Origin of the sequence: Streptomyces sp. NPDC051561, assembly GCF_044454195.1 — a bacterium.
Classification (GTDB): Bacteria; Actinomycetota; Actinomycetes; order Streptomycetales; family Streptomycetaceae; genus Streptomyces.
In genome coordinates this window covers 15,332-40,240 of sequence record NZ_JBITDM010000002.1, presented here as the reverse complement: position 1 = coordinate 40,240, position 24,909 = coordinate 15,332, and the positions used below count along the sequence as shown (strand labels likewise).

The 24,909-nt window shown below is 71.2% G+C and carries 19 protein-coding genes; 8 read left to right on the top strand and 11 right to left on the bottom strand.

The annotated features are described in order from the left end of the window. Nucleotides 1-231: 231 nt before the first annotated feature. Complete coding sequence (locus tag ACIA73_RS04550; RefSeq protein WP_399436802.1) at nucleotides 232-753, bottom strand: S8 family serine peptidase; 522 nt, start codon at nucleotides 751-753, stop codon at nucleotides 232-234. A gap of 395 nt (nucleotides 754-1,148) precedes the next feature. Between ACIA73_RS04550 and glgP the strand changes: the two genes are divergently transcribed. After that, complete coding sequence (gene glgP, locus ACIA73_RS04545) at nucleotides 1,149-3,839, top strand: alpha-glucan family phosphorylase (RefSeq protein ID WP_399436801.1); 2,691 nt, start codon at nucleotides 1,149-1,151, stop codon at nucleotides 3,837-3,839. 12 nt (nucleotides 3,840-3,851) lie between these two features. Here glgP and ACIA73_RS04540 read toward each other — a convergent pair whose 3' ends face one another. The 4 genes from ACIA73_RS04540 to ACIA73_RS04525 all read right to left on the bottom strand — a co-directional run bounded on the left by ACIA73_RS04540 (nucleotide 3,852) and on the right by ACIA73_RS04525 (nucleotide 9,427). Beyond that, a complete protein-coding gene (locus ACIA73_RS04540; protein WP_399436800.1) occupies nucleotides 3,852-5,435 on the bottom strand; it encodes a sensor histidine kinase in 1,584 nt (527 codons plus the stop codon). 159 nt (nucleotides 5,436-5,594) lie between these two features. Then, entirely contained in the window at nucleotides 5,595-7,616 is a 2,022-nt protein-coding gene (locus ACIA73_RS04535; RefSeq protein ID WP_399436799.1) for a M4 family metallopeptidase, read from the bottom strand. Nucleotides 7,617-8,184: 568 nt separating this feature from the next. After that, entirely contained in the window at nucleotides 8,185-8,757 is a 573-nt protein-coding gene (locus tag ACIA73_RS04530) for an NADPH-dependent FMN reductase (protein ID WP_399436798.1), read from the bottom strand. Between the two features lie 10 nt (nucleotides 8,758-8,767). Then, on the bottom strand, nucleotides 8,768-9,427 hold the full coding sequence (locus ACIA73_RS04525) for a YitT family protein (RefSeq protein WP_399436797.1): 660 nt from the start codon (nucleotides 9,425-9,427) through the stop codon (nucleotides 8,768-8,770). 86 nt (nucleotides 9,428-9,513) lie between these two features. Between ACIA73_RS04525 and ACIA73_RS04520 the strand changes: the two genes are divergently transcribed. Further along, entirely contained in the window at nucleotides 9,514-10,011 is a 498-nt protein-coding gene (locus ACIA73_RS04520; RefSeq protein WP_399436796.1) for a MarR family winged helix-turn-helix transcriptional regulator, read from the top strand. 36 nt (nucleotides 10,012-10,047) lie between these two features. Here the strand turns inward: ACIA73_RS04520 and ACIA73_RS04515 are convergent, their stop codons facing one another. Continuing rightward, nucleotides 10,048-10,293, bottom strand: a complete 246-nt coding sequence (locus ACIA73_RS04515; protein ID WP_399436795.1) for a DUF397 domain-containing protein — start codon at nucleotides 10,291-10,293, stop codon at nucleotides 10,048-10,050. Beyond that, nucleotides 10,290-11,141 carry a helix-turn-helix domain-containing protein gene (locus ACIA73_RS04510; RefSeq protein ID WP_399436794.1) on the bottom strand — a complete coding sequence of 284 codons (852 nt, stop codon included), beginning with the start codon at nucleotides 11,139-11,141 and terminating at the stop codon, nucleotides 10,290-10,292. The genes ACIA73_RS04515 and ACIA73_RS04510 overlap by 4 nt, the downstream gene beginning before the upstream one ends. A 160-nt stretch (nucleotides 11,142-11,301) precedes the next feature. Between ACIA73_RS04510 and ACIA73_RS04505 the strand changes: the two genes are divergently transcribed. After that, on the top strand, nucleotides 11,302-11,748 hold the full coding sequence (locus ACIA73_RS04505; protein ID WP_399436793.1) for an ATP-binding protein: 447 nt from the start codon (nucleotides 11,302-11,304) through the stop codon (nucleotides 11,746-11,748). Nucleotides 11,749-11,764: 16 nt separating this feature from the next. Here the strand turns inward: ACIA73_RS04505 and ACIA73_RS04500 are convergent, their stop codons facing one another. The 3 genes from ACIA73_RS04500 to ACIA73_RS04490 all read right to left on the bottom strand — a co-directional run bounded on the left by ACIA73_RS04500 (nucleotide 11,765) and on the right by ACIA73_RS04490 (nucleotide 17,364). Then, entirely contained in the window at nucleotides 11,765-13,351 is a 1,587-nt protein-coding gene (locus ACIA73_RS04500; RefSeq protein ID WP_399436792.1) for a PH domain-containing protein, read from the bottom strand. A gap of 165 nt (nucleotides 13,352-13,516) precedes the next feature. Beyond that, nucleotides 13,517-15,367: an ABC transporter ATP-binding protein gene (locus ACIA73_RS04495; protein WP_399437445.1), complete on the bottom strand. Its 1,851-nt coding sequence runs from the start codon at nucleotides 15,365-15,367 to the stop codon at nucleotides 13,517-13,519. Nucleotides 15,368-15,372: 5 nt separating this feature from the next. Then, complete coding sequence (locus ACIA73_RS04490) at nucleotides 15,373-17,364, bottom strand: ABC transporter ATP-binding protein (RefSeq protein ID WP_399436791.1); 1,992 nt, start codon at nucleotides 17,362-17,364, stop codon at nucleotides 15,373-15,375. Between the two features lie 283 nt (nucleotides 17,365-17,647). On the opposite strand from ACIA73_RS04490, the gene ACIA73_RS04485 reads away from it, so the two are divergent. From ACIA73_RS04485 to ACIA73_RS04465, 5 genes are all read left to right on the top strand, one after another. Continuing rightward, a complete protein-coding gene (locus ACIA73_RS04485) occupies nucleotides 17,648-18,583 on the top strand; it encodes an ABC transporter ATP-binding protein (RefSeq protein WP_399436790.1) in 936 nt (311 codons plus the stop codon). A gap of 3 nt (nucleotides 18,584-18,586) precedes the next feature. Beyond that, nucleotides 18,587-19,378: an ABC transporter permease gene (locus tag ACIA73_RS04480; protein ID WP_399436789.1), complete on the top strand. Its 792-nt coding sequence runs from the start codon at nucleotides 18,587-18,589 to the stop codon at nucleotides 19,376-19,378. Between the two features lie 4 nt (nucleotides 19,379-19,382). Next, nucleotides 19,383-20,615, top strand: a complete 1,233-nt coding sequence (locus ACIA73_RS04475; RefSeq protein ID WP_399436788.1) for a sensor histidine kinase — start codon at nucleotides 19,383-19,385, stop codon at nucleotides 20,613-20,615. Next, a complete protein-coding gene (locus ACIA73_RS04470; RefSeq protein ID WP_399436787.1) occupies nucleotides 20,608-21,261 on the top strand; it encodes a response regulator in 654 nt (217 codons plus the stop codon). The genes ACIA73_RS04475 and ACIA73_RS04470 overlap by 8 nt, the downstream gene beginning before the upstream one ends. A 101-nt stretch (nucleotides 21,262-21,362) precedes the next feature. Then, nucleotides 21,363-22,583 carry a hypothetical protein gene (locus ACIA73_RS04465; RefSeq protein ID WP_399436786.1) on the top strand — a complete coding sequence of 407 codons (1,221 nt, stop codon included), beginning with the start codon at nucleotides 21,363-21,365 and terminating at the stop codon, nucleotides 22,581-22,583. Here the strand turns inward: ACIA73_RS04465 and glgX are convergent. Then, nucleotides 22,573-24,861, bottom strand: a complete 2,289-nt coding sequence (gene glgX / locus ACIA73_RS04460; RefSeq protein WP_399436785.1) for a glycogen debranching protein GlgX — start codon at nucleotides 24,859-24,861, stop codon at nucleotides 22,573-22,575. The two genes, ACIA73_RS04465 and glgX, sit on opposite strands and share 11 nt — an antisense overlap. Nucleotides 24,862-24,909 lie beyond the last annotated feature (48 nt).

Here is a 24,909-nt window from a genome sequence, read left to right as displayed (position 1 = left end):
GGGGTGGGGCGGGTGTGTGTCGGTGCCCGCGAGGGGTCGGGTTTTCCCAACTCGCTGGCGCGCGTGCTCACTTATACGAGTACCGGGACAGGCTTCCCCCACACCTCGGGGGGTCAATCCGGTGTTTTGTTAACTACCGTCGCGTAACGCCGCGGGCAAGCCGTGAGCGGGCAAAATACGAGGTGGCCCCGCCGTTCACGACGAAGCCGCCTCGGCACAACTGGCCAGCTTTTACGGGTTGTTGACCTGAAGTAGCAGGTTCGGCAAGCCTGGATGGGCCCCCTTGACCCTGCCCCTCACCGCCCGGTGAGCGCCTTGCCCGCCTCCGCGGGTGAGGCCCACGCCTGGCCCGCCGGACGGGGCGCCGCCGCACCGGCCCTGTGCGGGGACGCCATCGAGGTGCCGGAGTGAGGCCGCCCGGTTGCCCCTGATGTCGGTCGCGCCGACGGTCAGGGCCTCCTGGACCCGGGCCGGTGAGTAGCGGGTCACCGGCAGCCCGTCGTTGCCGGCCGCGACCACGAAGCCCACTTTGGCCTTGATCGCGTTGCGTACGGCGGTTTCCAGGGAGGCGTTGGCCTCGCCGTCCAGGCTCGTATGGGCCACCGCGGGCCTGCGCGCGTTCTTCGCCACCCGGTCGATGCCGGCGCCGACCTGCGCGGTCGTGCCCGGCCCCTCGGCGTCCAGCACGCGTACGCCGGCGAACCGTGCCCTCCCGGCGACGCCGTGCGTCTCGCCGACGGTGGCCCCGGCCACGTGGGTGCCGTGGCCGTTCTCGTCCCGGGCGACCGCGTCGTTCTGCGCATAGTCCCGGCCACTGGCCGCGCGGCCGCCGAAGTCTGGTGGGTGGTGCGGACTCCGGTGCCGATGACATGGACGTGGACGTCCTCACCGGCACTCTCGGGCCAGGTGCAGGACGTGTCCGGGGGCAGGCTGTCCTGGACGGTCCGGTCCTCAGCGTGACGAGGCCCCGGCGGTGCCCGGCGGACCGCGGGGGCGTGCGCCCCGGCACCCTGCCCGGGCCCCCGCTCCCCGCCCCGACCCCCGTGCGCACCCCGCGCCGTGGCCCCCACCCCGCCCCTCCAACTACCTTCGGTGCAACGGGCCGCAGCTCGGCCCGCCCCGCATTTGTCCCCTGCGAAGGTGGTCACGTGAAGGCAATCCGTCGGTTCACCGTGCGACCCGTACTCCCCGCCCCGCTCCACCCACTCAGCGAGCTGGCCCGGAACCTGCGCTGGTCCTGGCACACCGGGACCCGGGAGCTGTTCCGGTCCGTCGACCCGGAGGGCTGGCGGGCCTCGGGGGAGGACCCGGTACGCCTGCTGGGGACGGTGTCCGCCGAACGGCTCACCCAACTGGCGGGTGACCAGCGGTTCCTGGAGAACCTCGCCTCCGTCGCCGACGACCTCGCCCGTTACCTGAACGGCCCCCGCTGGTACCAGGAGCAGTCCGGCCGGCCGACAGGCGCAGAGCCGAGTGAAGCGCCCGGACCTCCCACCGCCGACCTCCCCCACACCGGCGACCTCCCCCGCGCCCTCGCCTACTTCTCGCCCGAGTTCGGCGTCACCGCCGCCCTGCCGCAGTACTCCGGCGGCCTCGGCATCCTGGCCGGTGACCACCTCAAGGCCGCCAGCGACCTCGGCGTTCCGCTGATCGGTGTCGGCCTGCTCTACCGGCACGGATACTTCCGGCAGTCCCTCTCCCGTGACGGCTGGCAGCAGGAGCACTACCCGGTGCTGGACCCCAATGAGCTGCCGGTCAGCCTGCTCAGGGAGGGTGACGGAACTCCGAGCGTGGTGTCGCTGGCGCTGCCCGGCGGGCGCTCGCTGCGGGCGCACATCTGGATCGCGAGCGTCGGCCGGGTCCCGTTGCTGATGCTGGACTCGGACGTGGAGGAGAACGGTCCGGGGGAGCGGGACGTGACGGACCGGCTGTACGGCGGGGGCAGTGAGCACCGGCTGCTGCAGGAGATGCTGCTGGGGATCGGCGGGGTGCGGGCGGTGCGGACGTACTGCCGTCTCAGCGGGCACCCCGAGCCCGAGGTCTTCCACACCAACGAGGGCCACGCGGGGTTCCTCGGCCTGGAGCGGATCCGCGAACTGGGCAGGCGGGGGCTGGAGTTCGACGCCGCCCTGGAGACGGTCCGGGCCGGCACCGTCTTCACCACCCACACCCCCGTCCCGGCCGGCATCGACCGCTTCGACCGCGAGTTGGTCGCCCACCACTTCGGCTACGACGGCGAGCTGGCGGGGGTGGATGTCGAGCGGGTGCTTCAGCTGGGCATGGAGACGTACCCCGGAGGGGAGCCGAACCTGTTCAACATGGCGGTGATGGGGCTTCGGCTCGCGCAGCGGGCGAACGGCGTCTCCACGCTGCACGGGTCCGTCAGCCGGGGGATGTTCGCCGGGCTGTGGCCCGGCTTCGACCCCGAGGAGGTGCCGATCGCCTCGATCACCAACGGAGTGCACGCCCCCACCTGGGTCGCCCCCGAGGTCGTCCGGCTCGGCGCCCGGCAGATCGGAGCCGCCCGCACCGAGGACGCCCTCTCGGTCGGCGGCTCCCGCCGCTGGGACGCCGTGGCGGAGATCCCGGACGCCGAGGTGTGGGACCTGCGCCGGGTGCTCCGGGAAAACCTGGTGAAGGAGGTACGGGGCAGGCTGCGGACCTCGTGGCTCCAGCGCGGAGCCGTCGACGCCGAACTGGGCTGGATCGACGGGGTGCTGGACCCCGATGTGCTCACCATCGGATTCGCGCGCCGCGTGCCCTCGTACAAGAGGCTCACCCTGATGCTGCGTGACCGCGACCGGCTGATGGACCTCCTCCTGCACCCGGACCGCCCGATCCAGATCGTGGTCGCGGGCAAGGCCCACCCCGCCGACGACGGCGGCAAACGGCTGGTGCAGGAGCTGGTGCGGTTCGCCGACGACCCGAGGGTGCGGCACCGGATCGTCTTCCTGCCCGACTACGGGATGCGGATGGCGCAGAAGCTCTACCCGGGGTGCGATGTGTGGCTGAACAACCCGCTGCGCCCGCTGGAGGCGTGCGGGACGAGCGGGATGAAGGCCGCACTGAACGGGTGCCTCAACCTGTCCGTCCTGGACGGCTGGTGGGACGAGTGGTTCGAGCCGGACTTCGGCTGGTCGATCCCGACCGCCGACGGGGCGGCCACCGAGGACCGCCGCGACGACCTCGAAGCGGGCGCGCTGTACGAGCTGATCGAGCAGCGGGTGGTGCCGCGCTTCTACGAGAAGGGAAGGGGCGCTCTGCCCGACCGCTGGATCGAGATGGTGCGCCAGACCCTGGTGACACTGGGGCCGAAGGTGCTCGCGGGGAGGATGGTGCGGGAGTACGTGGAGCGGCTGTACGCCCCGGCCGCGCGCGCCCACCGGGCACTGACCCCGGACGCCGCGAGGGAGCTGGCGGGCTGGAAGGGGCGGGTGCGGGCCGCCTGGCCGGGTGTGGCCGTCGACCATGTGGAGGCGGTCGCCGCCACCGCGGTCAACGGCACGGCCGAGCTGGGCTCCACGCTCTCCCTCCGCATCCGGGTGTGCCTGGGCGAACTCGGCCCGGACGACGTGGAGGTACAGGCGGTCGCGGGCCGGGTCGACTCCGAGGACCGGATCGGCGGCGCCGAGTCCTTCCCGCTCAAGCCCGCCGCGGGCCCCGACCTGGAGGGCCGGTGGACGTACGAGGGCCCGCTCGCCCTGGACCGCACGGGCCCCTACGGCTACACCGTCCGCGTCCTGCCCTCGCACCGGCTGCTGGCGAGCAGCGCGGACCTGGGGCTGGTGACCCTGCCGACGGAGGCCACGGGGGAGGGGGCCGGGGTACTGATGCGGTGAGCCTCCGGGCCCTTACGGTCGCCGCTCCTCGTTCGGTACGTCGTCCACCAGAGCCTTCGAGGTCAGCGCCGAGTCCGTGAAGCACAGCCGATACACGGGCAGCGTCTCGTAGCGGTCGTAACGGAAGTAGAGGCAGGTGTCGGCCCCGGCGGGTTCGGGGCCGGCGCCCGCCGGGGGGCCGTCCAGCGGATGGTCGGGCAGCCGGTGCTCCAGTGCGGCCCGCCGCTCCCCGATCCGGGCGTCCTTGAACAGGTCGCCGTCCAGTACCGACCGCGACTGGCCGTACTGCTGGAAGACCAGCATCAGTACGCCCAGCACCGCCACCACGGCCACCGGCGCCACGATCGCCTGCACCAGGCCGCGCCGGACCTTGCGCCGGGAGTGCTCCAACTCCCTTTCCGTGGTGGGGGAGTGCGGTGCGGCGTCGCGGGGGAGTGGCTGCTGGGTCGGTGGGAGTGCGGCCAGTATCCGGAAGCCGCCGTCCGGGGTGGGTCCGTGCTCCAGGGTCCCGCCCGCCAGCCGGACCCGCTCGTCCAGGCCGACCAGACCGGTGCCGCCGGAGGCGAGTCCACTCGAAGTGCTGCCGGCGGGTGGGGAGTTGGTCACCTGTATCAGGACGGGGTCGCCTGCTGGGTGACGTACCACCGAAACCCGTACCAACGACCCGGGTGCATGCTTCGTCGCATTGGTCAGGGCTTCCTGTACGACGCGGTGGGCGGCCCGGTCCGCCATCGGCGGCAGCCCCAACAGGGCTTGCTCGCCGACCAGTTCGACCTTCAGGCCCGATCTCGCGGCGCGCTCCACCACCGCGGCCACCGTCTCGTCGGCGGGCGTGGTCGGGGCGTTCTCCTCGTCGGTGCGCAGTACGCCGATGATGTCCCGCAGCCGAGCCGTGGCGTCCGCGGCCGACTGCCGGAGCTCGCCCGCAGCCGCCTGTTCGGCGGGCGGCAGGTTGCGGCTGACCTGGAGGGCGGCGGCCCGTACCGCGATCAGCGACAGCTCGTGGCCGAGCGAGTCGTGCATGTCGCCGGCGATCCGGGAGCGCTCGCGCAGTCGCTCCCGGTCGGCGACGGCCTGCTGTTCGCGCTCCATCCGGACGGCGAGTTCCCAGCCGTTGGCGACCATCCCCGCGTACTGCCGGACGTATCGCCCGATCAGCCACGGCACCACCGCCTGCAACAGCAGCGTCGTGAGCTGGGCGAACCACACCCACAGCGTGTCGTCGAAGGCGAAGCACCAGCCGAGCCCGGCCACCGCGTACCCGCTGAAGCACAGCACGGCGGGCCGCACCCGGGGCCCGCGCCTGCCCGCGAGGTACCCGAAGACGCACATGGCCGCCGTGTACGTCGGCGTGAACAGCTCCGGGCTGCGGGTCGCGCTCCACACCACCGCCACCGTCAGCGACACCAGTGGCCACTTGCGGCACAGCAACACCCCGAGGCCCAGCGAGACGACGCCCCCGACGACCAGCGGCCACGGCTCGCCCCGGTACGGGTTCTCCTTCATCAGCACGAAGCTGCCGAGGAACACCCACAGCAGGGCGTCGAGCACCCACTCTCGACGGCGCTCCCGCCGCAGACCCGCTCTCACAGACATGGGGGACAGCCTGCACGACGCCTCCGGCCCCGCGCCCCCGACGAAAGCAGGAGCCTGTGTCCAAGCGCCCTCGGCCGGGCGGAAACGCAAGTGGTGCCCGGGACCGCCGACGGCCCCGGGCACCACTCAGAGTCTGTTCACAGAACGGACTTCAGCCGGTCAGAAGGTGAGCTTCCAGCTGTTGATGTAGCCGACGTCCGCGCCCGCCTTGTCCTGGGCGCGGAGCTTCCAGGTGCCGTTGGCGACCTCGGAGGACGCGTTCACCGTGTAGGACTTCACGATGTTGTCCGCACTGCCGCCGGAGCGGTTGTGCAGGTTGTAGACCGAACCGTCCGGAGCGATCAGGTCGACCACCAGGTCACCGATGTAGGTGTGGACGATGTTCACGTCGACCTTGAGGGTCGCCGGGGCGTTGCCGGTGACACCGGTGACGGTCACCGGGGAGGTCACCGCGCCCGCGTTGTCCGGGATGGAGACGTCGGCGGTGTTCTCGAAGACCTTTCCGCCCGGGGTGCCCGGGTCGGGGCGGGCGCCGACGTTGATGGCGGCCCAGGCGTTCTCGACGCCCTTGACCTCGGGGCTGCCTGCGCCGTACAGCTCGGTCGCCGCGGCCACCGTGCCGATGCGTGCGTTGGCGTAGTTGGTGTTGGCCGTGAACTTCGTGGTCAGCGCGCGGAACCAGATCTTCTCCGCCTTGTCGCGGCCGATGCCAGTCACCGGCAGACCGTCGGAGGTCGGCGAGTCGTACGAGGTCCCGTTGATGACCTTCGCGCCGCTGCCCTCGGACAGCAGGTAGAAGAAGTGGTTCGCCGGGCCCGACGAGTAGTGGACGTCGATGTTGCCGATGCCCGAGTACCAGGCGTCCTTCGACGCGCCGTCCTTGGAAGGCTTGTCCATGTAGCGCAGCGGCGTGCCGTTGCCGTTGATGTCGATCTTCTCGCCGACGAGGTAGTCGCCCTTGTCGGTGGCGTTGTTGGCGTTGAACTCGACGGCCGCCGCGAAGATGTCGGAGGTCGCCTCGTTCAGGCCGCCGGACTCGCCGGAGTAGACCAGCTTGGCGGTCACGGAGGTGACGCCGTGCGTCATCTCGTGCGCGGCCACGTCGATCGAGGTGAGCGGCTTGCTGTTGCCCTGGCCGTCGCCGTACGTCATGCAGAAGCAGGAGTCCTGCCAGAACGCGTTGACGTACGCGTTGCCGTAGTGGACGCGGGAGTACGCGCCGACGCCGTCACCGCGGATGCCGGTGCGGCCGTGCACGTTCTTGTAGTAGTCCCAGGTGAGACCCGCACCGTACGCGGCGTCCGCGCCCGCGGTCTCGCGGTTGGACGGCAGCCCGTTGCCCCACGTGTCGTCAGGACCGGAGAAGAGCGTGCCGGTGCCCGACGAACCACCGTTGAGGTCGTACGTCTTGTGGTTGCCGCGCCCGCCGTCGGTGAGGTTGAACGTCGAGCCCGACTGCGTCGACCCGAGCGTCACCTGCCCGCTGTACTGGGTGTTGCCGACGCCGTTCTCGACGGCCTGCCACTCGTACAGCTTCTTGCCGGTGGCGGCGTCGGTGACGACGTGCAGCTCGTTGGGGGTGCCGTCGTGCTGGAGCCCGCCGACCACCGTCTCGAACGCGAGGACCGGTGCGCCCGATCCCATCCAGACCACCTGGCGCGGGGCGATCGACGCCTTCGTTGACTTCGATCCCTCTGCCTTCGCCAGACCGAGTGCCTGCTGCTCGGCGGCGGCCGGGGCCACCTTCGGGGCGGCGGCGATGCCCTGGAGCTTCGCGGTGGTGGAACGGGAGACGCCCTGGGTCTGGGCCGCCTTGCTCTTCTTGACGACCAGGTCGCCGCCGAGGACGGGCAGCCCGTCGAAGGTGCGCTCGTAACGGGTGTGCGTGGTGCCGTCCAGGTCCTGGATCACATCACGGACGACGAGCGCTTCCTTGGCGCCGAGCCCGAGCTCCTTGGCGGTGGCCGCCTTGGTCTCGTTGGCCTTGGCGAGCAGCGCCGCGCGCTGGGCCGGGGTGAGCTTCGCGGGCGTGGCGCCCGGGTTGGCCTGCGCGGCGGTGGGGGCGGCGGCCCGGGGGGCCTCCGCGCCGGCGGTACCGGCCTGGACGCCGACGGCGAGCATGGCCGCCGCTGCGAGCAGTGCGCCGGACGCGGTGGCGCGCTTGCGGTGCGTGGATCTCACGCGAACTCCTTCTGCGAGGGGGAACCGGCCGACTGGGTGAGGTCGACCGGGCAGAACTTGCAGAGCAGGCAGAGCAGTTGGTCCGTGTGGTGCAGGTGAACTGGTCGTGCAGGTGAACCGGTGGTTCTTGGAACGTCGGAAGAGTGGCAGGTGGGGGCCGGTGCTGTCAGGAGCGCGTCAATAAGTTGGCTGGATCCGTTTCCTTCTCCGGATCGTCATGTTCGGTATACGGACCGTTTGCCCGTGCGCAAGACAAAGATGAAGGGGGTGTTACATCGCCCAAACACCCCGTCCCACCAGCGCACACCGGCACCCCCGGCGCCCCGTTTCGGACCCTGCCTTCGCAAACGCCGCCCCGGAGCAATCGGGCCGCCCGGCACGAAGTGGGCACGGAAGTGATCCCTCCACGTGGTGGTCACGGGAGATGCGGGTGGCTGATTTCCTGTGGTGGGTGTGACGGGGGTGAGTCGCGCGGTGACCTTCCGGAGGAGGTTGTGGGGGTGGCCGGGGGTGAACTGGGCGTGTTCCGGGTGTTGGTGTTGTTGTCGGTATCGGCGCGCTGTGGGTGTCAGACGCCCGCCCGCTCCGGCACCGCCGCCAGCAGCGCGGCCACGGAGTCGAGTACCGACTCCACGCCGGTCCGGATGTCCGGTGACGCCGCGAAGGTGCCCGCCGCGCGGTCGACCAGCCCGTCGATACCGGCGACGGACACGGTGGCCTCCGCCGGGCGCAGGCCGACCCGGGCCAGGACCGGGCGGAGCATCTCGATGGCGGGGGCGCCGCCGGACGGGCCCGCGCTGTAGCTGATCAGGCCGACCGGCTTGTTCTCCCACTCGGCGAAGAGGGAGTCGATGGCGTTCTTGAGGGGGGCGGTGAAGCCGCCGTTGTACATCGGCATCACGAAGAGGAAGGCGTCGGCGGGGGAGATGGTGGTGCTCCACGCCTGGGTGTGCGGGTGGGCGTAGCGGCCGGTGGACGGGTACTCGGGCTCGTCGAGCAGTGGGAGGCCGACCTCGGCGAGGTCGACGGTGGTGACATCGAACTCCGTTCGGGCGGCGGCCAGTTCGGCGACCCAGCGGGCCAGCGGGCGGCCGGAGGAGGTGGGGCGGGTGCTGGCGGCGAGGACGTACAGGCGAGACATGGAGGATTCCTTACGAAGAGGAGGGAGGGGTGGGGGAGGTGGGAGTGGCTTGCGGGGTGAGGGTGAAGCGGTGCAGGGCCGGCTGGGTCAGCGGGCCTATCGCCATCGCGAACAGCAGCGTGCCGACGCCGACCGTGCCGCCCAGCAGCCAGCCGGCCGCCAGTACCGTCAGTTCGATGCCGGTACGGGCCACCCGGATCGAGATCCCGCGCTCGGCCAGGCCGGTCATCAGGCCGTCGCGGGGCCCGGGACCGAGACCGGCGCCGACGTACAGGCCCGTCGCCAGCGCGTTGAGCGCCACACCGGCCAGCAGAAGCAGAACCCGGACCGGCAGGTTCTCCACGGCGGTGGGGAGCAGCGCCAGGGTGGCGTCCGCGACCAGGCCGACGACCAGGATGTTGAGCACCGTGCCGATGCCCGGCCGTACCCGCAGCGGTATCCAGGCCAGCAGTACCAGCACCCCGATGCCGTTCACGACGAGACCGAAGGAGATTCCGGTGCTGTGCGCGAGCCCCTGGTGCAGTACGTCCCAGGAGGCGACACCCAGACCGGCGACGATCATGAGCGCCATACTGATGCCGAACAGCACCAGCCCGAAGGTGAGTTGAGTCATCCGGCGGCCCATGGAGGCGGGACCCGGAGGCTCCACGCTGTGATCGGTCCGGGCCACTTCTCCTCCAGATGATTGACGTGTCATCGATTAACGTAGACGCAGGTTCTGTGACGTGTCAATCATTTCTGGGTACGCTGGTGCCCGTGACCTCAGACGAACCCCGCTGGCTGACCGGCGCCGAGCAGCGCACCTGGCAGGCGTACCGCCGTATGCACCTGCTGCTCGCCGCGCAGATCTCCCGCGACCTCGCCCAGGACAGCGGCCTGTCCGACGCCGACTACGACGTGCTGTCCCATCTGAGCTTCGCCGAGGGCAACCGCTGTCAGATCGGGGAGCTGGCGGACCGGATGCTCTGGTCCCGCAGCCGCCTCTCGCACCATCTCAAGCGGATGCAGCAGCGCGGTCTCGTCGTCCGGGAGGGCCGCACGGACGACGCGCGCTGCGCGGAGGTCGTCCTCACCGAGGAGGGTCTGAGCACGCTGAAGGCGGCGGCTCCGCTCCATGTGGACTCCGCGCGGCGCCACTTCATCGACCTGCTCACCCCGGAACAGCAGACCGCGTTCGCGGAGATCGGCGAGGTCGTCGTACGCCATCTCTCGGACGGCGCGGAGCCCCGGCCCCCCAAGCGGTCGAACGCCTGAGGGGGCTACAGGGCCTTGTTTGCGCGGGAGTTGGCGTCAGGCCCGGACGGTGTACGAGACGAAGGCCTCCCAGGCGTCGGGGGTGAGGGCGAGTTGGGGGCTCTCGGTCAGCTTGGAGTCGCGGACGTGGACGGTGGTGGGGCAGGTGGCGACCTCGACGCAGTCGCCCTGGCTGCCGCTGCTGTAGGTCGACTTCCGCCAGGAGAGGGCGACTTCCACGCAGTCATCACCGTCGGAGCCGCTGTAGCTGCTCTTGAACCATGCCAGTGGGGCCGTGCTCATAGCGCTCCTCGCATTCGCTTCAGCAGGCCCAGCGAGTCTTCCGGGGTCAGGGCCTGTGAGCGCATCTTGGCATAGCGTTGCTGGAGTCGGCTGATCTCTTTCGGGCCGGTGATGAGGCGGCCGTTCTCCTGCCCCTCCGAGTAGCCGTACCAACGGTTCGTCGGCGTTTCCATCAGCTGCATCGGCCCGTCCAGTCCCGCGTGAACCGTCTGCCGCAGGGGCATCAGCTGGAACTCCACGTTCCAGTGCCGCTCGACCACCTCCACCAAGTGGTCGAAGAGTTCCCGGGTCACCTCCTCGCCGCCCGTGTGCCGCTCCAGCACTGCCTGCTCGACGATGAAGCTGAAGGCGGTGGGTGGCTTCCGGGTGGTGGCGAGCAGGTTCTGGCGGTCGAGGCGGGCCGCGATGCGTTCGGTCAGCTCGTCCTCGTCGGGCAGTGGCGGCACGCTGAGCGAAACCGCCCGCGCGTACGCCTCGGTCTGCAACAGTCCCGGTGCCACCCGGCACTCGTACGTGTACAGGCTGACCGCCGTGACCTCGAACCTCGCCCACTGCCTGAACCAACTCGCCAGCCCCGGCTGCCGCGACAGATGCCGGGCCGCACCCCGCAGTGCCCCGAACGCGTCGAGAATCTCCTCCGCCTGTTCCACGAACTCCGGCTGCGGGAAGCGGCGCCCCTGCTCGATCTTGGCGATCGTCTGCACCGAGTACCCGGACCGCTCGGCGAACTCCTCCTGGGTCAGCCCCGCCCGCCTGCGGAACGCCTTCAGCACCTCGCCGAAGGTGCGCAGGCTGTCCGACACCTCCGGCTCGCCGCCACCCGACTGCCCACCCGCACCGTCCGTCATCCCAGGACACCTCCCGTACGCCCGCCCCAGCCGCCCACACCCAACGCGGCCATGGTTACGGTCAGTTGCCAGCCCTGTCCACCCTCCGTACTAGTACTCTCACGCAGAGTGCTAGTCGCTGACCTGGAGAACTGGCCCGCCGGGCAGTCGGATGAGGGGTATGACACCACCCTCCACCCCTCAAGTGGCAACTACCGTACGTGTGTTCACGCAGTGCCTCAGCTCGACGCGGCGGGGTGCCCGGCTCGCCCGGCACCTCGCCGTACAGCAGCTGCACGCCTGGGGCATCCCGTACGGCTGCGCACTCTCCGAGACCGCCGCGCACCTCGTCGCCGAACTCGCCGCGAACGCGGTCACCCACGGGCACGTACCGGGGCGCGACTTCGAGCTGCGGCTCGCCCTGGACGCGCACACCCTGCGCATCGAGGTCTCGGACGCGCGCGGCGAGCGCAGGCCCGCAGGCCCCGGCACTCTCGTACCGCCGGAGCCCGGCGCGGACAGCGGGCGGGGGCTGCTGCTGGTGGAGGCACTGGCCGACCGGTGGGACGTACGGGACCGGGGCCCGGTGGGCAAGACGGTCCGCGCGGAACTGGACCTGACGCACTGATCCGCGAGAGGCGCGACTAGCGGGCGTCGGCAGCGGCGTCGGCAGGAGCCGGAGCCGGGGCAGAGCCAGGAGCCGGCGCCGTCCCGAGGTTCAACTCCGCCAGGATGCGCGCCAGATCGGCCGGAGCGGCCGCGAGGCGCACCGGAGTGCCCGCGTCGTCGAGTTCGGCGATGTGCCAGTTCCTGGGCACGGTCTCACCGTCACCGCCCCGCTGGCGCCGGACCTCCTTGACGGTGAGCCGCTCCACCGGGATCCGTTTCGCCGCGAACCGGCCCGGGCCCGGGTGCGGAGTCGTCGCGGGCGGGCCGCCCCCGAGGACGATGTGGGTGCCGGAGCCGTAGGGGCTGTAGTCGACGGACTCCAGGAAACGGGCGGCCAGGAACACCTCCCCGGTGGAGTCCGCCGGGGCCGCCCGGCCGCCCGCCGCCTCCCCGGGCGTACGCAACCGGGTGGCCCGCCAGGCCCAGCCGAACAGGACCGCCGAGACCCCCGCGCCCGCCACCGCCCAGGCGCTCGTCACAGGGGTGCCGAGCGGCGCGGAGACCTGGAAGTAGCAGAGCGGCGCCAGCCACAGGGCCGTACCGGCGAGCGCCCCCGCGAACGGAACGGCGGACGGCAGCACCTCGTCGTGGGGCAGCAGGCGCCCCCGTACGCGCATCAGCAGCAGGGCGCCGGGGTAGCCCGCCGCCAGCACGCACAGGGCGGTGGCGACGGCCGCCTCCCCGCCGACGGAGAAGTGCTCACGCCACACGTGGTGCTCACCGGCGACCACCCGCACCTGGCCGCGCCAGAGTGTCAGCTCGACGCCGTCACCCGCCCGGAAGCCGGCGGCCCCCTCGTGCGAGACGCTGAGCCGCTCCTGCGGGACGCCCCCGGCGAAGTACAGCCAACTGGACTTCTTCCCGGACTGGGCCTCGGGCCGCGCGATCACCGCACGCAGGGTGGTCAGGCACTCGCCGCGCCCGGCCGTGGGCGTACCGGCGACGCACGGGACGGCCGTCCGCCAGGCCCGCGCCTGCTCCTCGGCGACCGGCGTCAGCCAGCCGGCCAGGCCCGCGCACACGAGCAGGAGCACACCCGCGGCCAGAGGTCTGGCCGGGCCGTGTCCCGCGGAGCGTGAAGTGACGACGGGGAGGTGGCCGGAGCGGGGAGAGCCGTAGCGCCGGTGCAGCGCCCGCAGGCCGTCCAGCCCGGCGTCAAAGCCCGCCGAGTCGTCGTTGGACCACTGCCTCGGCAGCGGCAGCCGGCGCCGGTGTCCGTCGCGCAGCACCACGCGCACGCGCTTGCGCTCCTCGCCGTGACGCCCGTGCCGGAGGTGGACGTGCAGATCGGCGATGTCCGGCCACGGCACGCTCCGGCGGCGCAGCAGCCTGCGGACGTGCAGACCGGACGCGTCGGCGCTCACCCGGGCACTCACTCCGAGCAGGCAGCCGAGGCCCACCAGCGCGAGGAGCAGACCGGCCCCGGCCCACGCGTCGACTGTGCGGCCGAAGTACGCCATGCGTACCGCGGCCAGGACCGCCCCGCAGGCCCCCAGCGCGACGCAGCACCACAGGGCGCGCACCCCGCGAGGGCGAAGGCTCACGTTCCGGACATCGCTCATGCGTCCAAGGCTTTCACCGGCCGGAGCGGGTCCGCTTGTGCGGTGCCCGGCAGCTTTCGGCCCGCCACGCTTCCGGTTTCGTACGCAGGGTTTCCGTACGCGGGGTTCCGTACGCAAGGGGTGGGAGCCGATGCCCCCACCCCCTGTGGCGCCGCGGCCTGCGGTTCAGACCAGGCTGTCCCGCCAGGCCCGGTGCAGGTCCGCGAACCGGCCCTCGCCGCCGATGAGTTCGGCGGGTGCCCCGTCCTCGACGACGCGGCCGTGCTCCATCACCAGGACCCGGTCGGCGACCTCGACCGTCGACAGCCGGTGGGCGATGACGACGGCGGTACGCCCGTGCAGGACGGTGTGCATCGCGCGCTGCACCGCCCGCTCGCCCGGGATGTCCAGCGAGCTGGTCGCCTCGTCCAGGATGAGGACCGCCGGGTCGGCCAGCAGTGCCCGCGCGAAGGCGACCAACTGCCGCTGCCCCGCCGAGATCCGGCCGCCCCGCTTGCGCACGTCCGTGTCGTAACCGTCCGGCAGCCCCACGATGAAGTCGTGCGCGCCGATCTCCCTGGCGGCCTGCTCGATCTCGTCGCGGCTCGCCTCCGGGCGGCCGATCGCGATGTTCTCGGCGACCGTCCCGGAGAAGAGGAAGGCCTCCTGGGTGACCATGACGACGCCGTGCCGCAGCTCGGGAACGGACAGGTCGCGCAGGTCGGTGCCGTCCAGCAGGACCCGGCCCTCGGTGGGGTCGTAGAAGCGGGCGAGCAACTTGGCGAGGGTGGACTTGCCCGCGCCGGTCGACCCGACGACCGCGACCGTCTCCCCGGCGGCCAGCGTCAGATCGAAGCGCGGCAACACCTCGCCGCCGGTGCGGTAGGCGAACCGTACGCCATCGAACTCCACGCTCCGGCCCGGGTGTTCGGAGTCCTTGACCGGCAGTGCGCGCGGCACGGCGGGCTCGGGGACGGTCGGGGTCTGGGAGAGCAGACCCGCGATCTTCTCCAGGGACGCGGACGCCGACTGGAAGGAGTTGAGGAACATGCCGAGCCGGTCGATCGGGTCGTACAGCCGGCGCAGATAGAGGACCGCGGCGGCCAGCACGCCGAGCGCGAGGGTGCCGGAGGCGACCCGGTAGGCGCCCCACAGGACGATGCCCGCGACCGCCGTGTTGGCGACCAGGCGGGAGCCGACGACGTAACGGGCCATCTCCAGCAGCGAGTCGCCGTTGGTGAGTTCGTGCCGACGGTTGAGTACCGCGAAGGCCTCGTCGTTGGCGCGCTCACGGCGGAAGGCACGCACCGGGCGGATGCCGTTGAGGGTCTCCGCGAACTTCACGATCACCGCGGCGACCGCCGAGGACCGCTTGCTGAAGACCACGCCGACCCGCCGCCGGTACAGCCGGATCAGCAGATACAGCGGCACGAAGGAGGCGGCCGCGACCGCCCCCAGACCCAGGTCCAGATAGAGGAGCAGCGCGGAGATGGAGAGGAAGGAGAGGACGACCGCGATAAGTTCCTGGAGGCCTTCGGAGAGCAGCTCGCGCAGCGACTCGACGTCAGTGGTGGCCCGGGAGATCAGCCGGCCCGAGGTGTAGCGCTCGTGGAAGTCGACGCTGAGGGCCTGGCCGTGCCGGAAGATCCGGCCGCGCAGGTCCAGGAGGACGTCCTGATTGACGCGGGCGGAGGTCCGGAAGAAGGCGTACTGGAGGACGGCGGAGGCCACCGAGCAGACGAGGTAGCCGACCGCGACGGTGACCAGCGGGCCGTAGTCGTGGGCGCGGAAAGCGGGGACGCCACTGTCGATGGCGTACGCCACCAGCAGCGGGCCCGCCTGGATGGACGCTTGCTGGAGCAGCAGGAAGAGGGCGGAGAGGACGACGTACCCCCGGCGCGGGCGCAGCAGCGAGCCGAGCAGACGCCAGGTGGCGCCGGGCGGGGAGGGGAGTTCGTCCTGGCCGAAGGGGTCAACTGCCGGGTCGGCGGGCTGCCCGGCGGCAACGGCGGGTGCGGGCGGCTTGCCCTGGTCGATGGTGGTCACGCGTCCGCTCCCTCGTGCAGGTTCCGGTCGGCCGTCGCTACGTCGTGCCGGCCGGCCGTCTTGTCGTCGCGCCGGTCGGACATCGCCACGCCGTGCCGGTCGTCCGCGTCCCGTGCACCCGACATCAGCCAGGCGTACTCCGCGTTGTCCCGGAGCAGTTCGTGGTGGGTGCCGACGGCGGCGATTCGGCCGCCGGACAGCAGGGCGACCCGGTCGGCGAGCATCACCGTGGACGGGCGGTGCGCCACCACCAGCGCCGTGGTGTCGGCGAGGACGCGCCGCAGCGCCGCCTCCACCAGGGCCTCCGTGTGGACGTCGAGAGCGGACAACGGGTCGTCCAGCACCAGGAAACGTGGCTTGCCGACCACCGCGCGGGCCAGCGCGAGACGCTGCCGCTGACCGCCGGACAGACTCAGCCCCTGCTCGCCGACCTCGGTGTCCGCGCCCTCGGGCAGCTTGTGCACGAACTCGGCCTGGGCGATGCCCAAGGCGCGCCGCAGCTCGGTCTCCCCGGCGTCCGGACCGGCTCCCATCAGTACGTTCTCACCGACGGTCGCCGAGAAGAGGGTCGGCTCCTCGAAGGCGACCGACACCAGTTCCCGCAGCTCGGCGCGAGGCATCGCCGCGATGTCCCGGCCGTCCAGGGTGATCCGCCCACCGGTGAGCTCGTGCAGCCGGGGCACCAGCGCGGTGAGCGTGGTCTTGCCACTGCCGGTCGCACCGACCAGGGCGAGGGTCTCACCGGAGCGGATGTGCAGATCGATGCGCTGGAGGAGGGGGACGGAGTCGGGGGCCGCGTCGGGGTAGCGGAACTCGACGGCCTCGAAGTGGAGGCCGGTGGGCGCGGGTTCGCCGGTACGCCGACGTATCTCGGCACTTTCCGGGGTGGCCGCACCCGAAGCGTCCGCACCCGAAGCGTCCGCACACGTGGTGACCGGATCCGCCTCCTCCGGCGCGTCCATCACCTCGAAGAACCGGTCCGCCGCCGTCGCCGCCTCCTGGCTCATCGCCAGCAGGAAACCGATCGACTCCACCGGCCACCGCAGCGCCAGCGCCGTCGACAGGAACGCCACCAGCGTGCCCGCCGAAAGCCCCCCGTCCGCCACCTGGATCGTGCCCAGCACCAGCGCCACACCGATCGCCAGCTCCGGAATGACCGTGATCAGACCCAGGATCCCCGCGAGCAGCCGGGCCTTGACCAGCTCGGTGCCGCGCAGCTTCTGCGACATCTCGCGGAACGCCTCGGCCTGCGCACGGTGCCGGCCGAAGCCCTTGATGATCCGGATGCCGAGCACACTCTCCTCGACGACCGTGGTCAGATCGCCCACCTGGTCCTGCGCCGTGCGCGACACCAGCGCGTACTTCTTCTCGAAGACCGCACACAGCACCATCAGCGGGATCACCGGCACCATCAGCACCAGACCCAGCGTCCACTCCTGCATCAGCAGAATCACGAAGCCCACCAGGATCGTCGTCCCATTGACGATCAGGAAGGTCAGCGGGAACGCCAGGAACATCCGGATCAGCATCAGGTCCGTCGTCCCGCGCGAAAGCAGCTGCCCCGACGCCCACTTGTCGTGGAACGCCACCGGCAGCCGCTGCACATGCCGGTACAGATCGGCGCGCAGCCCCGCCTCCACCCCGGCCAGCGGGCGCGCGATCAGCCAGCGCCGCAGCCCGAAGAGCGCCGCCTCCACGATGCCGAGACCGAGCAGCGCACCGGCGCCGAGCCACACCCCGCCGGGGTCGCCGTCGGCGATCGGGCCGTCGACCATCCACTTCAGGACGAGCGGGATGACCAGGCTCAGACAGGAGGCGACGATCGCGACGACCGCGGCCGACCCCCAGCGGGCCCGGACCGGTCTGACATACGGCCACAGGCGCAGCAGGGAGCGCACGGCGGAGCGTTTCTCCGCTTTGTCCGGCTTCGCCGGCCGTGCTTCCGGTATTTCGGTGGGGGACCCGGGGGAGGTGTGTGTATCGGTCATCGGGCTGAGCCTACGAGCCGCGTCCGCCGGGGCCCAGTGAGTATTCGGGGGCGCGGGGCAGCACGCCGTACAACCCCTGGACAGGCCTGCGGGTATTACCCGGCGGGCCCGACGTACGACCCCCGGACTCGAACGTACGACCCCGAGCCGACTCGGGGTCGTGGCTCAGGGCGTACTACGGGAAAGGTCCACCGATCGGAGCCGGCATCAGCCGATCGGCTGATGCCCCGGTCGAGCGCGATGGCCGATACCGGCGGGGCGCGGCAACGGCGAGGCTCTCCCCATGCCCCTCATCGAAGTCAGCGAACTGCGCAAGACCTACTCCGGCCGCCCGGTCGTCGACGGTGTCTCCTTCACCGTCGAGGAGGGCGAGATCTTCGGCATCCTCGGCCCCAACGGCGCCGGCAAGACCACCACCGTGGAATGCGTCAGCGGGCTGCGCGCCCCCGACGCCGGAACGGTCCGGGTCGCGGGTCTCGACCCGGTCGCCGACCACGAGAGGGTCACCCACCTCCTCGGCGCCCAGCTCCAGGAGAGCGAACTCCAGCCCAAGCTCCTGGTCCGCGAGGCCCTGGAGCTGTACGCCTCCTTCTACCCGGACCCCGCCGACTGGCGGCCCCTCGCCGAACGCCTCGGTCTGACCGACAAGCTGACCACCCGCTTCGCCAAGCTCTCCGGCGGCCAGAAGCAGCGTCTTTCCATCGCGCTCGCGCTGATCGGCAACCCCAAGGTGGTCGTCCTCGACGAGCTGACCACCGGCCTCGACCCGCGCGCCCGCCGCGACACCTGGAAGCTGATCGAGGACGTCCGGGCCCAGGGCGTCACGGTGCTGCTGGTCACCCACTTCATGGAGGAGGCCCAGCGGCTCTGCGACCGTATCGCCGTCATCGACAAGGGCCGGGTGGCCGCACTGGACACCCCGCACGGGCTGATCGGCCGTTCCGCCGGCTCCACCGTCCTCACCTTCACCCCGTCCCGCCCGCTGGACCCGGCCGCCCTGGCCGCCCTGCCCGAGGTTGCCTCGGTCGACCGCCGGGGGGAGCAGCTGACCATCACCGGCACCGACGCCACCGTCAACGCCGTGATCACCCTGCTCGCCCAGCACCGCATCACCGCCCGCCAACTCCGCGTCACGGACGCCACTTTGGACGATGCGTTCCTCGACCTCACCGAAGAGCGCGAGACCACCGTTACGGAAACTGCCGGAAAGGCCGCCTGAACCATGACGACCGCAGCCCCCGCCCCCACCTCGGCCCGCCGCCCCGTCCCCGGCGGCCCCGCCCTCGCCGCCGTCTTCAAGGCGGAGGGACGCCTCTTCCTCCGGGAACCCGGCAACCTCTTCTGGATCCTCGGCTTCCCGACGGTCCTGATGGTGATCCTCGGCCTGATCCCGTCCTTCCGGGAGGCCAACCCCGACCTCGGCGGACGTCGGGTCATCGACCTGTACGTCCCCATCGCCGTACTCCTCGGCATGGTCATGGCCTCCATCCAGGCCATGCCGCCGGTCCTCACCAGCTACCGCGAACGCGGCATCCTGCGCCGCCTGTCCACCACCCCGGTACGCCCGATCGCCATCCTTGGCGCCCAGATCGCCCTGCACGGGCTCGCGATGATCGCCTCCGGGCTGATCACGATCACGGTGGGCCGCCTCGCCTTCGGCGTCGCGCTCCCCTTCTCCCGGCCCGGCTACGTCCTGACCATGCTCCTCATGGTCGGCTGCGCCCTCACTCTCGGCGCGACCCTGGCTGCCGTTGCCGCAACCACCAAAGCAGCCACGGCGATCGGCTCTGTCGTCTTCCTCCTGATGATGTTCACCTCAGGTGTCTGGCTGCCCGTCCAGACGATGCCCGACCTGCTCCAGACCATCGTCGGCCTCACCCCGTTCGGCGCCGCGTCGCTGGCTCTCGACCAGTCCATGCTCGGAACCTGGCCGAACTGGTCGCACCTGGGGATCATGACTCTGTGGGCAGCGGGTCTGACCGGCGCGGCGACGCGCTGGTTCCGCTGGGAGTAGGCACATGGATACGGGGGCGCAGGACATGAACATCGAGGGCGAGTTGCAGAAGCGGTTCTTCCTGTGGGGCCCGTACGCCCTCCTGGCCCTCGCCACCGCGATCGCATTGTTCACGGTCGACGAACTCATGACCCCTGCGCAGCTGTACGCCACCGGCCCGGCCGTCGCGGCGGCCGTCGTCCTGCACCTGTGGGCCGGGTACACCGGGGCGGGCCTGCCGGACGGCAAGCCCGCGCAGGCCCGGGCGTACTACCTCCTCCGCACCTCCCTCGCCCTCCTCCTCACCTACCTCAACCCCTTCTATTCGATCTATGCGGTACTCGGCTACTTCGACACCGGCCACTACCAACTGGGCCTGCGCTGGGGTCGGATGAGCCTGCTGGTCACGGCGGTGACGATGGCGTACGGGCAGTCCGGCGGGCACTGGCCCCTGTTCGTCGCCCTGTTCGCCCTGCACGCCTCACTCACCCTGGTCTTCGAGCACCTGGGGAAGAAGGCGGACGAGGACAAGGAGGCCAAGGCCGCCACCATCGTCGCCCTCGAAGAGTCCAACAACCGCCTGGAACAGGCCCTCGCCGAGAACGCCGCCCTGCACGAGCAGCTCATCCTCCAGGCCCGGGAAGCCGGCGTCGCCGACGAGCGCCGTCGCCTGGCCGCCGAGATCCACGACACCATCGCGCAGGCCCTCACCGGTGTCGTCACCCAGCTTCAGGCGGCCTCCGACAGCCCCGACCGGGCCACCGCCCAGGCCCACCTGGACCGCGCAACCTCCCTCGCACGTAAGGGACTTGGCGAGGCCCGCCGCTCGGTACGCGACCTGAGCCCGGTCGCCCTGGAACACGACGACCTCCCCGAAGCCCTCAAGAAGACGGTCGCCGACTGGTCCCAGTCGTCCTCCACCGCAGCCAAGTTCACGGTTACCGGAACCGTCGACCCCCTCCACGACGAGATCCAGGCCACCCTGCTCCGTATCGCCCAGGAAGCCCTCGCCAACACCGCCAAGCACGCCCACGCCACCCGGGTAGGCGTCACCCTCTCCTACATGGGCGACGAGATCACCCTCGACGTACGGGACGACGGCCGGGGCTTCGACCTGGCCACCGAGACCACGATCGGCTACGGCCTCACCGGCATGCGCGCCCGCGCCGAACGCCTCGCCGGCACCGTCGACATCGAGTCCGAACCCGGCTACGGCACGGCGATCTCCGCCCGCGTACCTTTGGTCAACCATGCCTGAGACACCGGACGTTCCCGTGATCACCCTCCTCCTCGTCGACGACCACCCGGTCGTACGGGACGGCTTGCGCGGCATGTTCGCCGCCGCCGACGGTTTCGAGGTCCTGGGCGAGGCATCGAGCGGCCCGCAGGGCGTCGAACTGGCCGCCTCGCTGGCCCCCGACGTCATCCTCATGGACCTGCGGATGCCAGGCGGCGGGGGAGTGGCCGCCATCACCGAACTCACCCGCCGCGGCCTGCGCTCCAAGGTCCTGGTCCTCACCACCTACGACACCGACTCCGACACCCTCCCCGCGATCGAGGCGGGCGCCACCGGCTACCTCCTCAAGGACGCCCCCCGCGACGAACTCTTCACCGCGGTACGGGCCGCCGCCGCCGGCCGCACGGTCCTCTCCCCGGCGGTCGCCACCCGCCTGGTCTCCCAGGTGCGCAGCCCCCGCCCGGCCTCCGGGTCCGCCCTCTCCGCCCGCGAACTCGAAGTCCTCACCCTGGTGGCCAGGGGCACCCCCAACCGCGAGATCGCCCGCACCCTCTTCATCAGCGAAGCCACCGTGAAGACCCACCTCACCCACCTCTACGCCAAGCTGGGCGTCAACGACCGGGCGGCGGCGGTGGCGACGGGGTACCAGCGGGGGATCCTCGGTTAGCGTCCCGGCAAGCCCCCTGATCGTGATCTGACCGTGCTGGTCGCCCCACCCACCCCACCCGCACCATGCGTGAAGCCAAGTGGACGCAAAGGGTGGGGACAGTGGGCAAGTTGTGGAGAGTGGTGCTGGTGCTGGCACTGCTGATCGGCGCGGCGGCGTGCGGACGGGGCGACACGGACGCACCCAGGGCGAAACCAGCCCCCGCCGGCCCGCACGCCCTGTTCAAGGCCCCGTTGAGCACCCAGTTCGCCGCTGCCCGGGCGGCCACCGAGGAGACGGGATCCTCCCACTTCACCTCCACCCTCACCTACGGCTCGTCCAAGGGCGACATCGTGGAGCAGACCGAGGGAGACCAGGACTACACGGCGATGACGGCGTCCGCTGACCGGGCCTTCACCATGCCGAAGGCGCATCCGGCCGAGTTGCTGAAGGCGCTGGGGGAGTCGGCCCGCGACAGCAGGCAGTCGATGGTGATCACGGGGGAGGGGGTGCTCTTCCGGACCAGCACGGGACGGTGGCTGAACTACTCCAGTACGCAGAGCCAGGAATTCGCCAAGGACGCCGGCGAAATGCTGGGAAGAGCGGGTGAGGCCGCCCCGTACACCTCACCTCTGAACGATCTGGTCTCACGGGTCTCGCCGGAGACCGCTCCGAAGGTGCTGCCGGACGGTACACGCAGGTACACCGAGGAGGGCGGGGTCAACGCCCTGATCGACGTGCTGCCGCCCGGGCTGGGGACAGTCGTCGAGGCCGTCGGCCCGCCAACGGTTCCGGTCACCGTCGACATCGACGCGCAAGGACACTTCCGCAGGATCGAGGCGGATCTTGGGCCGCTGCTCGGGGCGCTCAAGGAGACGGCGCCCGGCCTGTACGGCGGCATTCGCACGCTGCGCGCCGAGTACACCCTCACCGGCTTCGGTACCTCCGCGCCCGCCGGTGCCCCCGCGTCCGGCGCCATCGACCAGGCGCACCAGGTCCTGGTGCCGGCCAGGTCGGTCAAGCCCGGCCTCTGCGGCGGCGTCGACACGGGGCTGGGACTACCCCGGCTGGTTCGCCCCGTGCCGTGCACGGGCAAGCACGACATCCGGGTTTTCGCCCAGCTGAACCTGGACAAGGAGGTCGCCGCGAAGGACGCGGACCCGATGCGCGTCGCCGGGGAGGAGTGCGAGCGCGCGTACGACCGGGCTCCCCGTGGCTGGACCGGCGAAGCGACCGAGCAGGGCTACTACTCCTGGCTGGGCCACAACGAGAGCACCGGCTCCTCGGCGTCGGGAGGGACCTCCGTGCGCGGTGAGTTCACCTGCTACGTCGTCACCTCCTGACCCCCATCAACCACACCGCCCTCCCCGGCACCTCCACCCTCTCCCCGCCCTCGTACACCTTCCCGGCCCCCACCTCCTGGTCCTCCAGCGAGGTGTCCACCAGGCAGCTGTACGAGGCGGCCCAAGGCTCCCCGGGCAGCGCGAAACTCACCGGCTCCGCGCCCCCGTGCAGAATCACCAGGAAACTCTCGTCCACCACCTTCTCCCCCCGCGCGTCCCGCCCTGGAATGTCCAGCCCGGACAGATACATCCCGAGCGTCGACCGGGGCGCGTACCAGTCCTCCTGCGTCATCTCCTCGCCCTCCGCCGTAAACCACGCCAAGTCCCGCAGCCCGTCAGCGCCTTGGGCCCGCCCGGAGAAGAAGGCACGCCTGCGCAGCACCGGATGCGCGTGCCGCAGCGCGAGCAGCCGGGTCGTCAGGTCGAACAACGACCGCCAGCCAGGCTCCTCCAGCAGTGACCAGTCCACCCAGCTGATCTCGTTGTCCTGGCAGTACGCGTTGTTGTTGCCGCCCTGGGTGCGCCCCATCTCGTCGCCCGCGACCAGCATCGGCACCCCGGTCGACAGCAGCAGCGTGGTCACCAGATTGCGCAGCTGCTGCCTGCGCAGGGCGAGCACACCGGCATCGTCCGTCTCACCCTCCGCGCCGCCGTTCCACGACCGGTTGTCGTTGGTCCCGTCGCGGTTGCCCTCCCCGTTCGCCCCGTTGCGCTTCTGCTCGTACGACACCAGGTCGCGCAGGGTGTAACCGTCGTGCGCCGTCACGAAGTTGACCGAGGCGTACGGCCGGCGGCCGCCCCAGGCGTACAGATCGCTCGATCCGGAGAGCCGGTACCCCAGATCCCGCACATCCGGCAGCGCACCCCGCCAGAAGTCCCGCACCGCGTCCCGGTAACGGTCGTTCCACTCGGTCCACAGCGGCGGGAACGCGCCCACCTGATACCCGCCGCTCCCCACGTCCCACGGCTCCGCGATCAGCTTGCAGCGCCGCAGCACCGGGTCCTGCCCGATCACCGCCAGGAACGGCGACAGCATGTCCACGTCGTGCATCGACCTCGCCAGCGCCGCCGCCAGATCGAAGCGGAATCCGTCCACCCCCATCTCGTTCACCCAGTACCGCAGCGAATCCGTGATCAGCCGCAGCACATGCGGCTGTACGACATGGAGGGTGTTCCCGCACCCCGTGTAGTCCGCGTACCGCCGCGCGTTGTCCTGCAACCGGTAGTAGCCGCGGTTGTCGATCCCGCGCATCGACAGCATCGGCCCCAACTCACCGGCCTCCGCCGTGTGGTTGTAGACCACATCCAGAATTACCTCGATCCCGGCCGCGTGCAGCGCCCGCACCATCCGCTTGAACTCGCCGACCTGCTGGCTCGCGGTGCCGGACGCCGCGTAGCCCGCGTGCGGGGCGAAGTAGCCGATGGAGTTGTAGCCCCAGTAGTTCTTCAGGCCGCGCCGCAGCAGATGGTCCTCGTGGGCGAACTGGTGCACCGGGAGGAGCTCGACCGCCGTCACCCCGAGGGTGCGCAGGTGCTCGATCGCCGCCGGATGCGCCAGGCCCGCGTACGTACCCCGCAACTCCTCGGGAATCCCCGGGTGCCGCATGGTGAAGCCCCGTACGTGCAGCTCGTAGATCACCGAGTCGGCCCACGGGGTCTTCGGCCGCCGGTCGTCCGCCCAGTCGTCGTCGTCATGGACCACGACACCCTTGGGGACGTACGGCGCCGAGTCCCGCTCATCACGGACGGTGTCCGCCACATGCTGCTGCGGCCAGTCCCTGACGTGCCCGTACACCTCGGGCGGCAGCCCGAACTCCCCGTCCACCGCACGGGCGTACGGATCCAGCAGCAGCTTCGCCGGATTCCAGCGCGCCCCCGTCCACGGATCCCATCGCCCGTGCACCCGGAACCCGTACCGCTGCCCCGGAAGTACACCCGGTACGAACCCGTGCCACACCTCGTGCGTCAGTTCGCTCAGCGGGCACCGGACCTCCCCGCCGCCCTCGTCGAACAGACACAGCTCGACCGCCTCCGCACCCCCCGCCCACAGCGCGAAATTGGTGCCCGCCACCCCGTCGGGGCCGACCCGGAAACGAGCCCCCAGGGGGTTGGGAGCCCCCGGCCACACGGGTGGACGGGGGCTCTCACCTGACGGAACACGACGGCCGTTGAGGCTCGCCACTTCGACCGGCGGATGCGTTCCTTCCCCGGTCTGCGGGGGGCCCAGGACCCTGCCCTCCCGTACCACGTGCAGTTTGTGCTCGGGTGCGCTCGACACCTTCTCGCCTCCCGCGGCTCGACCGGGACCGGCGAGTCGAGAGGCACA

Coding starts and splice junctions, on each gene's coding strand:
- ACIA73_RS04505 (WP_399436793.1), top strand. CDS start 11,302: ATGACACCACCCTCCACCCCTCAAGTGGCAACTACCGTACGTGTGTTC.
- ACIA73_RS04500 (WP_399436792.1), bottom strand. CDS start 13,351: ATGAGCGATGTCCGGAACGTGAGCCTTCGCCCTCGCGGGGTGCGCGCC.
- ACIA73_RS04530 (WP_399436798.1), bottom strand. CDS start 8,757: ATGTCTCGCCTGTACGTCCTCGCCGCCAGCACCCGCCCCACCTCCTCC.
- ACIA73_RS04490 (WP_399436791.1), bottom strand. CDS start 17,364: ATGACCGATACACACACCTCCCCCGGGTCCCCCACCGAAATACCGGAA.
- ACIA73_RS04510 (WP_399436794.1), bottom strand. CDS start 11,141: ATGACGGACGGTGCGGGTGGGCAGTCGGGTGGCGGCGAGCCGGAGGTG.
- ACIA73_RS04475 (WP_399436788.1), top strand. CDS start 19,383: ATGGATACGGGGGCGCAGGACATGAACATCGAGGGCGAGTTGCAGAAG.
- ACIA73_RS04485 (WP_399436790.1), top strand. CDS start 17,648: ATGCCCCTCATCGAAGTCAGCGAACTGCGCAAGACCTACTCCGGCCGC.
- ACIA73_RS04540 (WP_399436800.1), bottom strand. CDS start 5,435: ATGTCTGTGAGAGCGGGTCTGCGGCGGGAGCGCCGTCGAGAGTGGGTG.
- ACIA73_RS04480 (WP_399436789.1), top strand. CDS start 18,587: ATGACGACCGCAGCCCCCGCCCCCACCTCGGCCCGCCGCCCCGTCCCC.
- ACIA73_RS04470 (WP_399436787.1), top strand. CDS start 20,608: ATGCCTGAGACACCGGACGTTCCCGTGATCACCCTCCTCCTCGTCGAC.
- ACIA73_RS04515 (WP_399436795.1), bottom strand. CDS start 10,293: ATGAGCACGGCCCCACTGGCATGGTTCAAGAGCAGCTACAGCGGCTCC.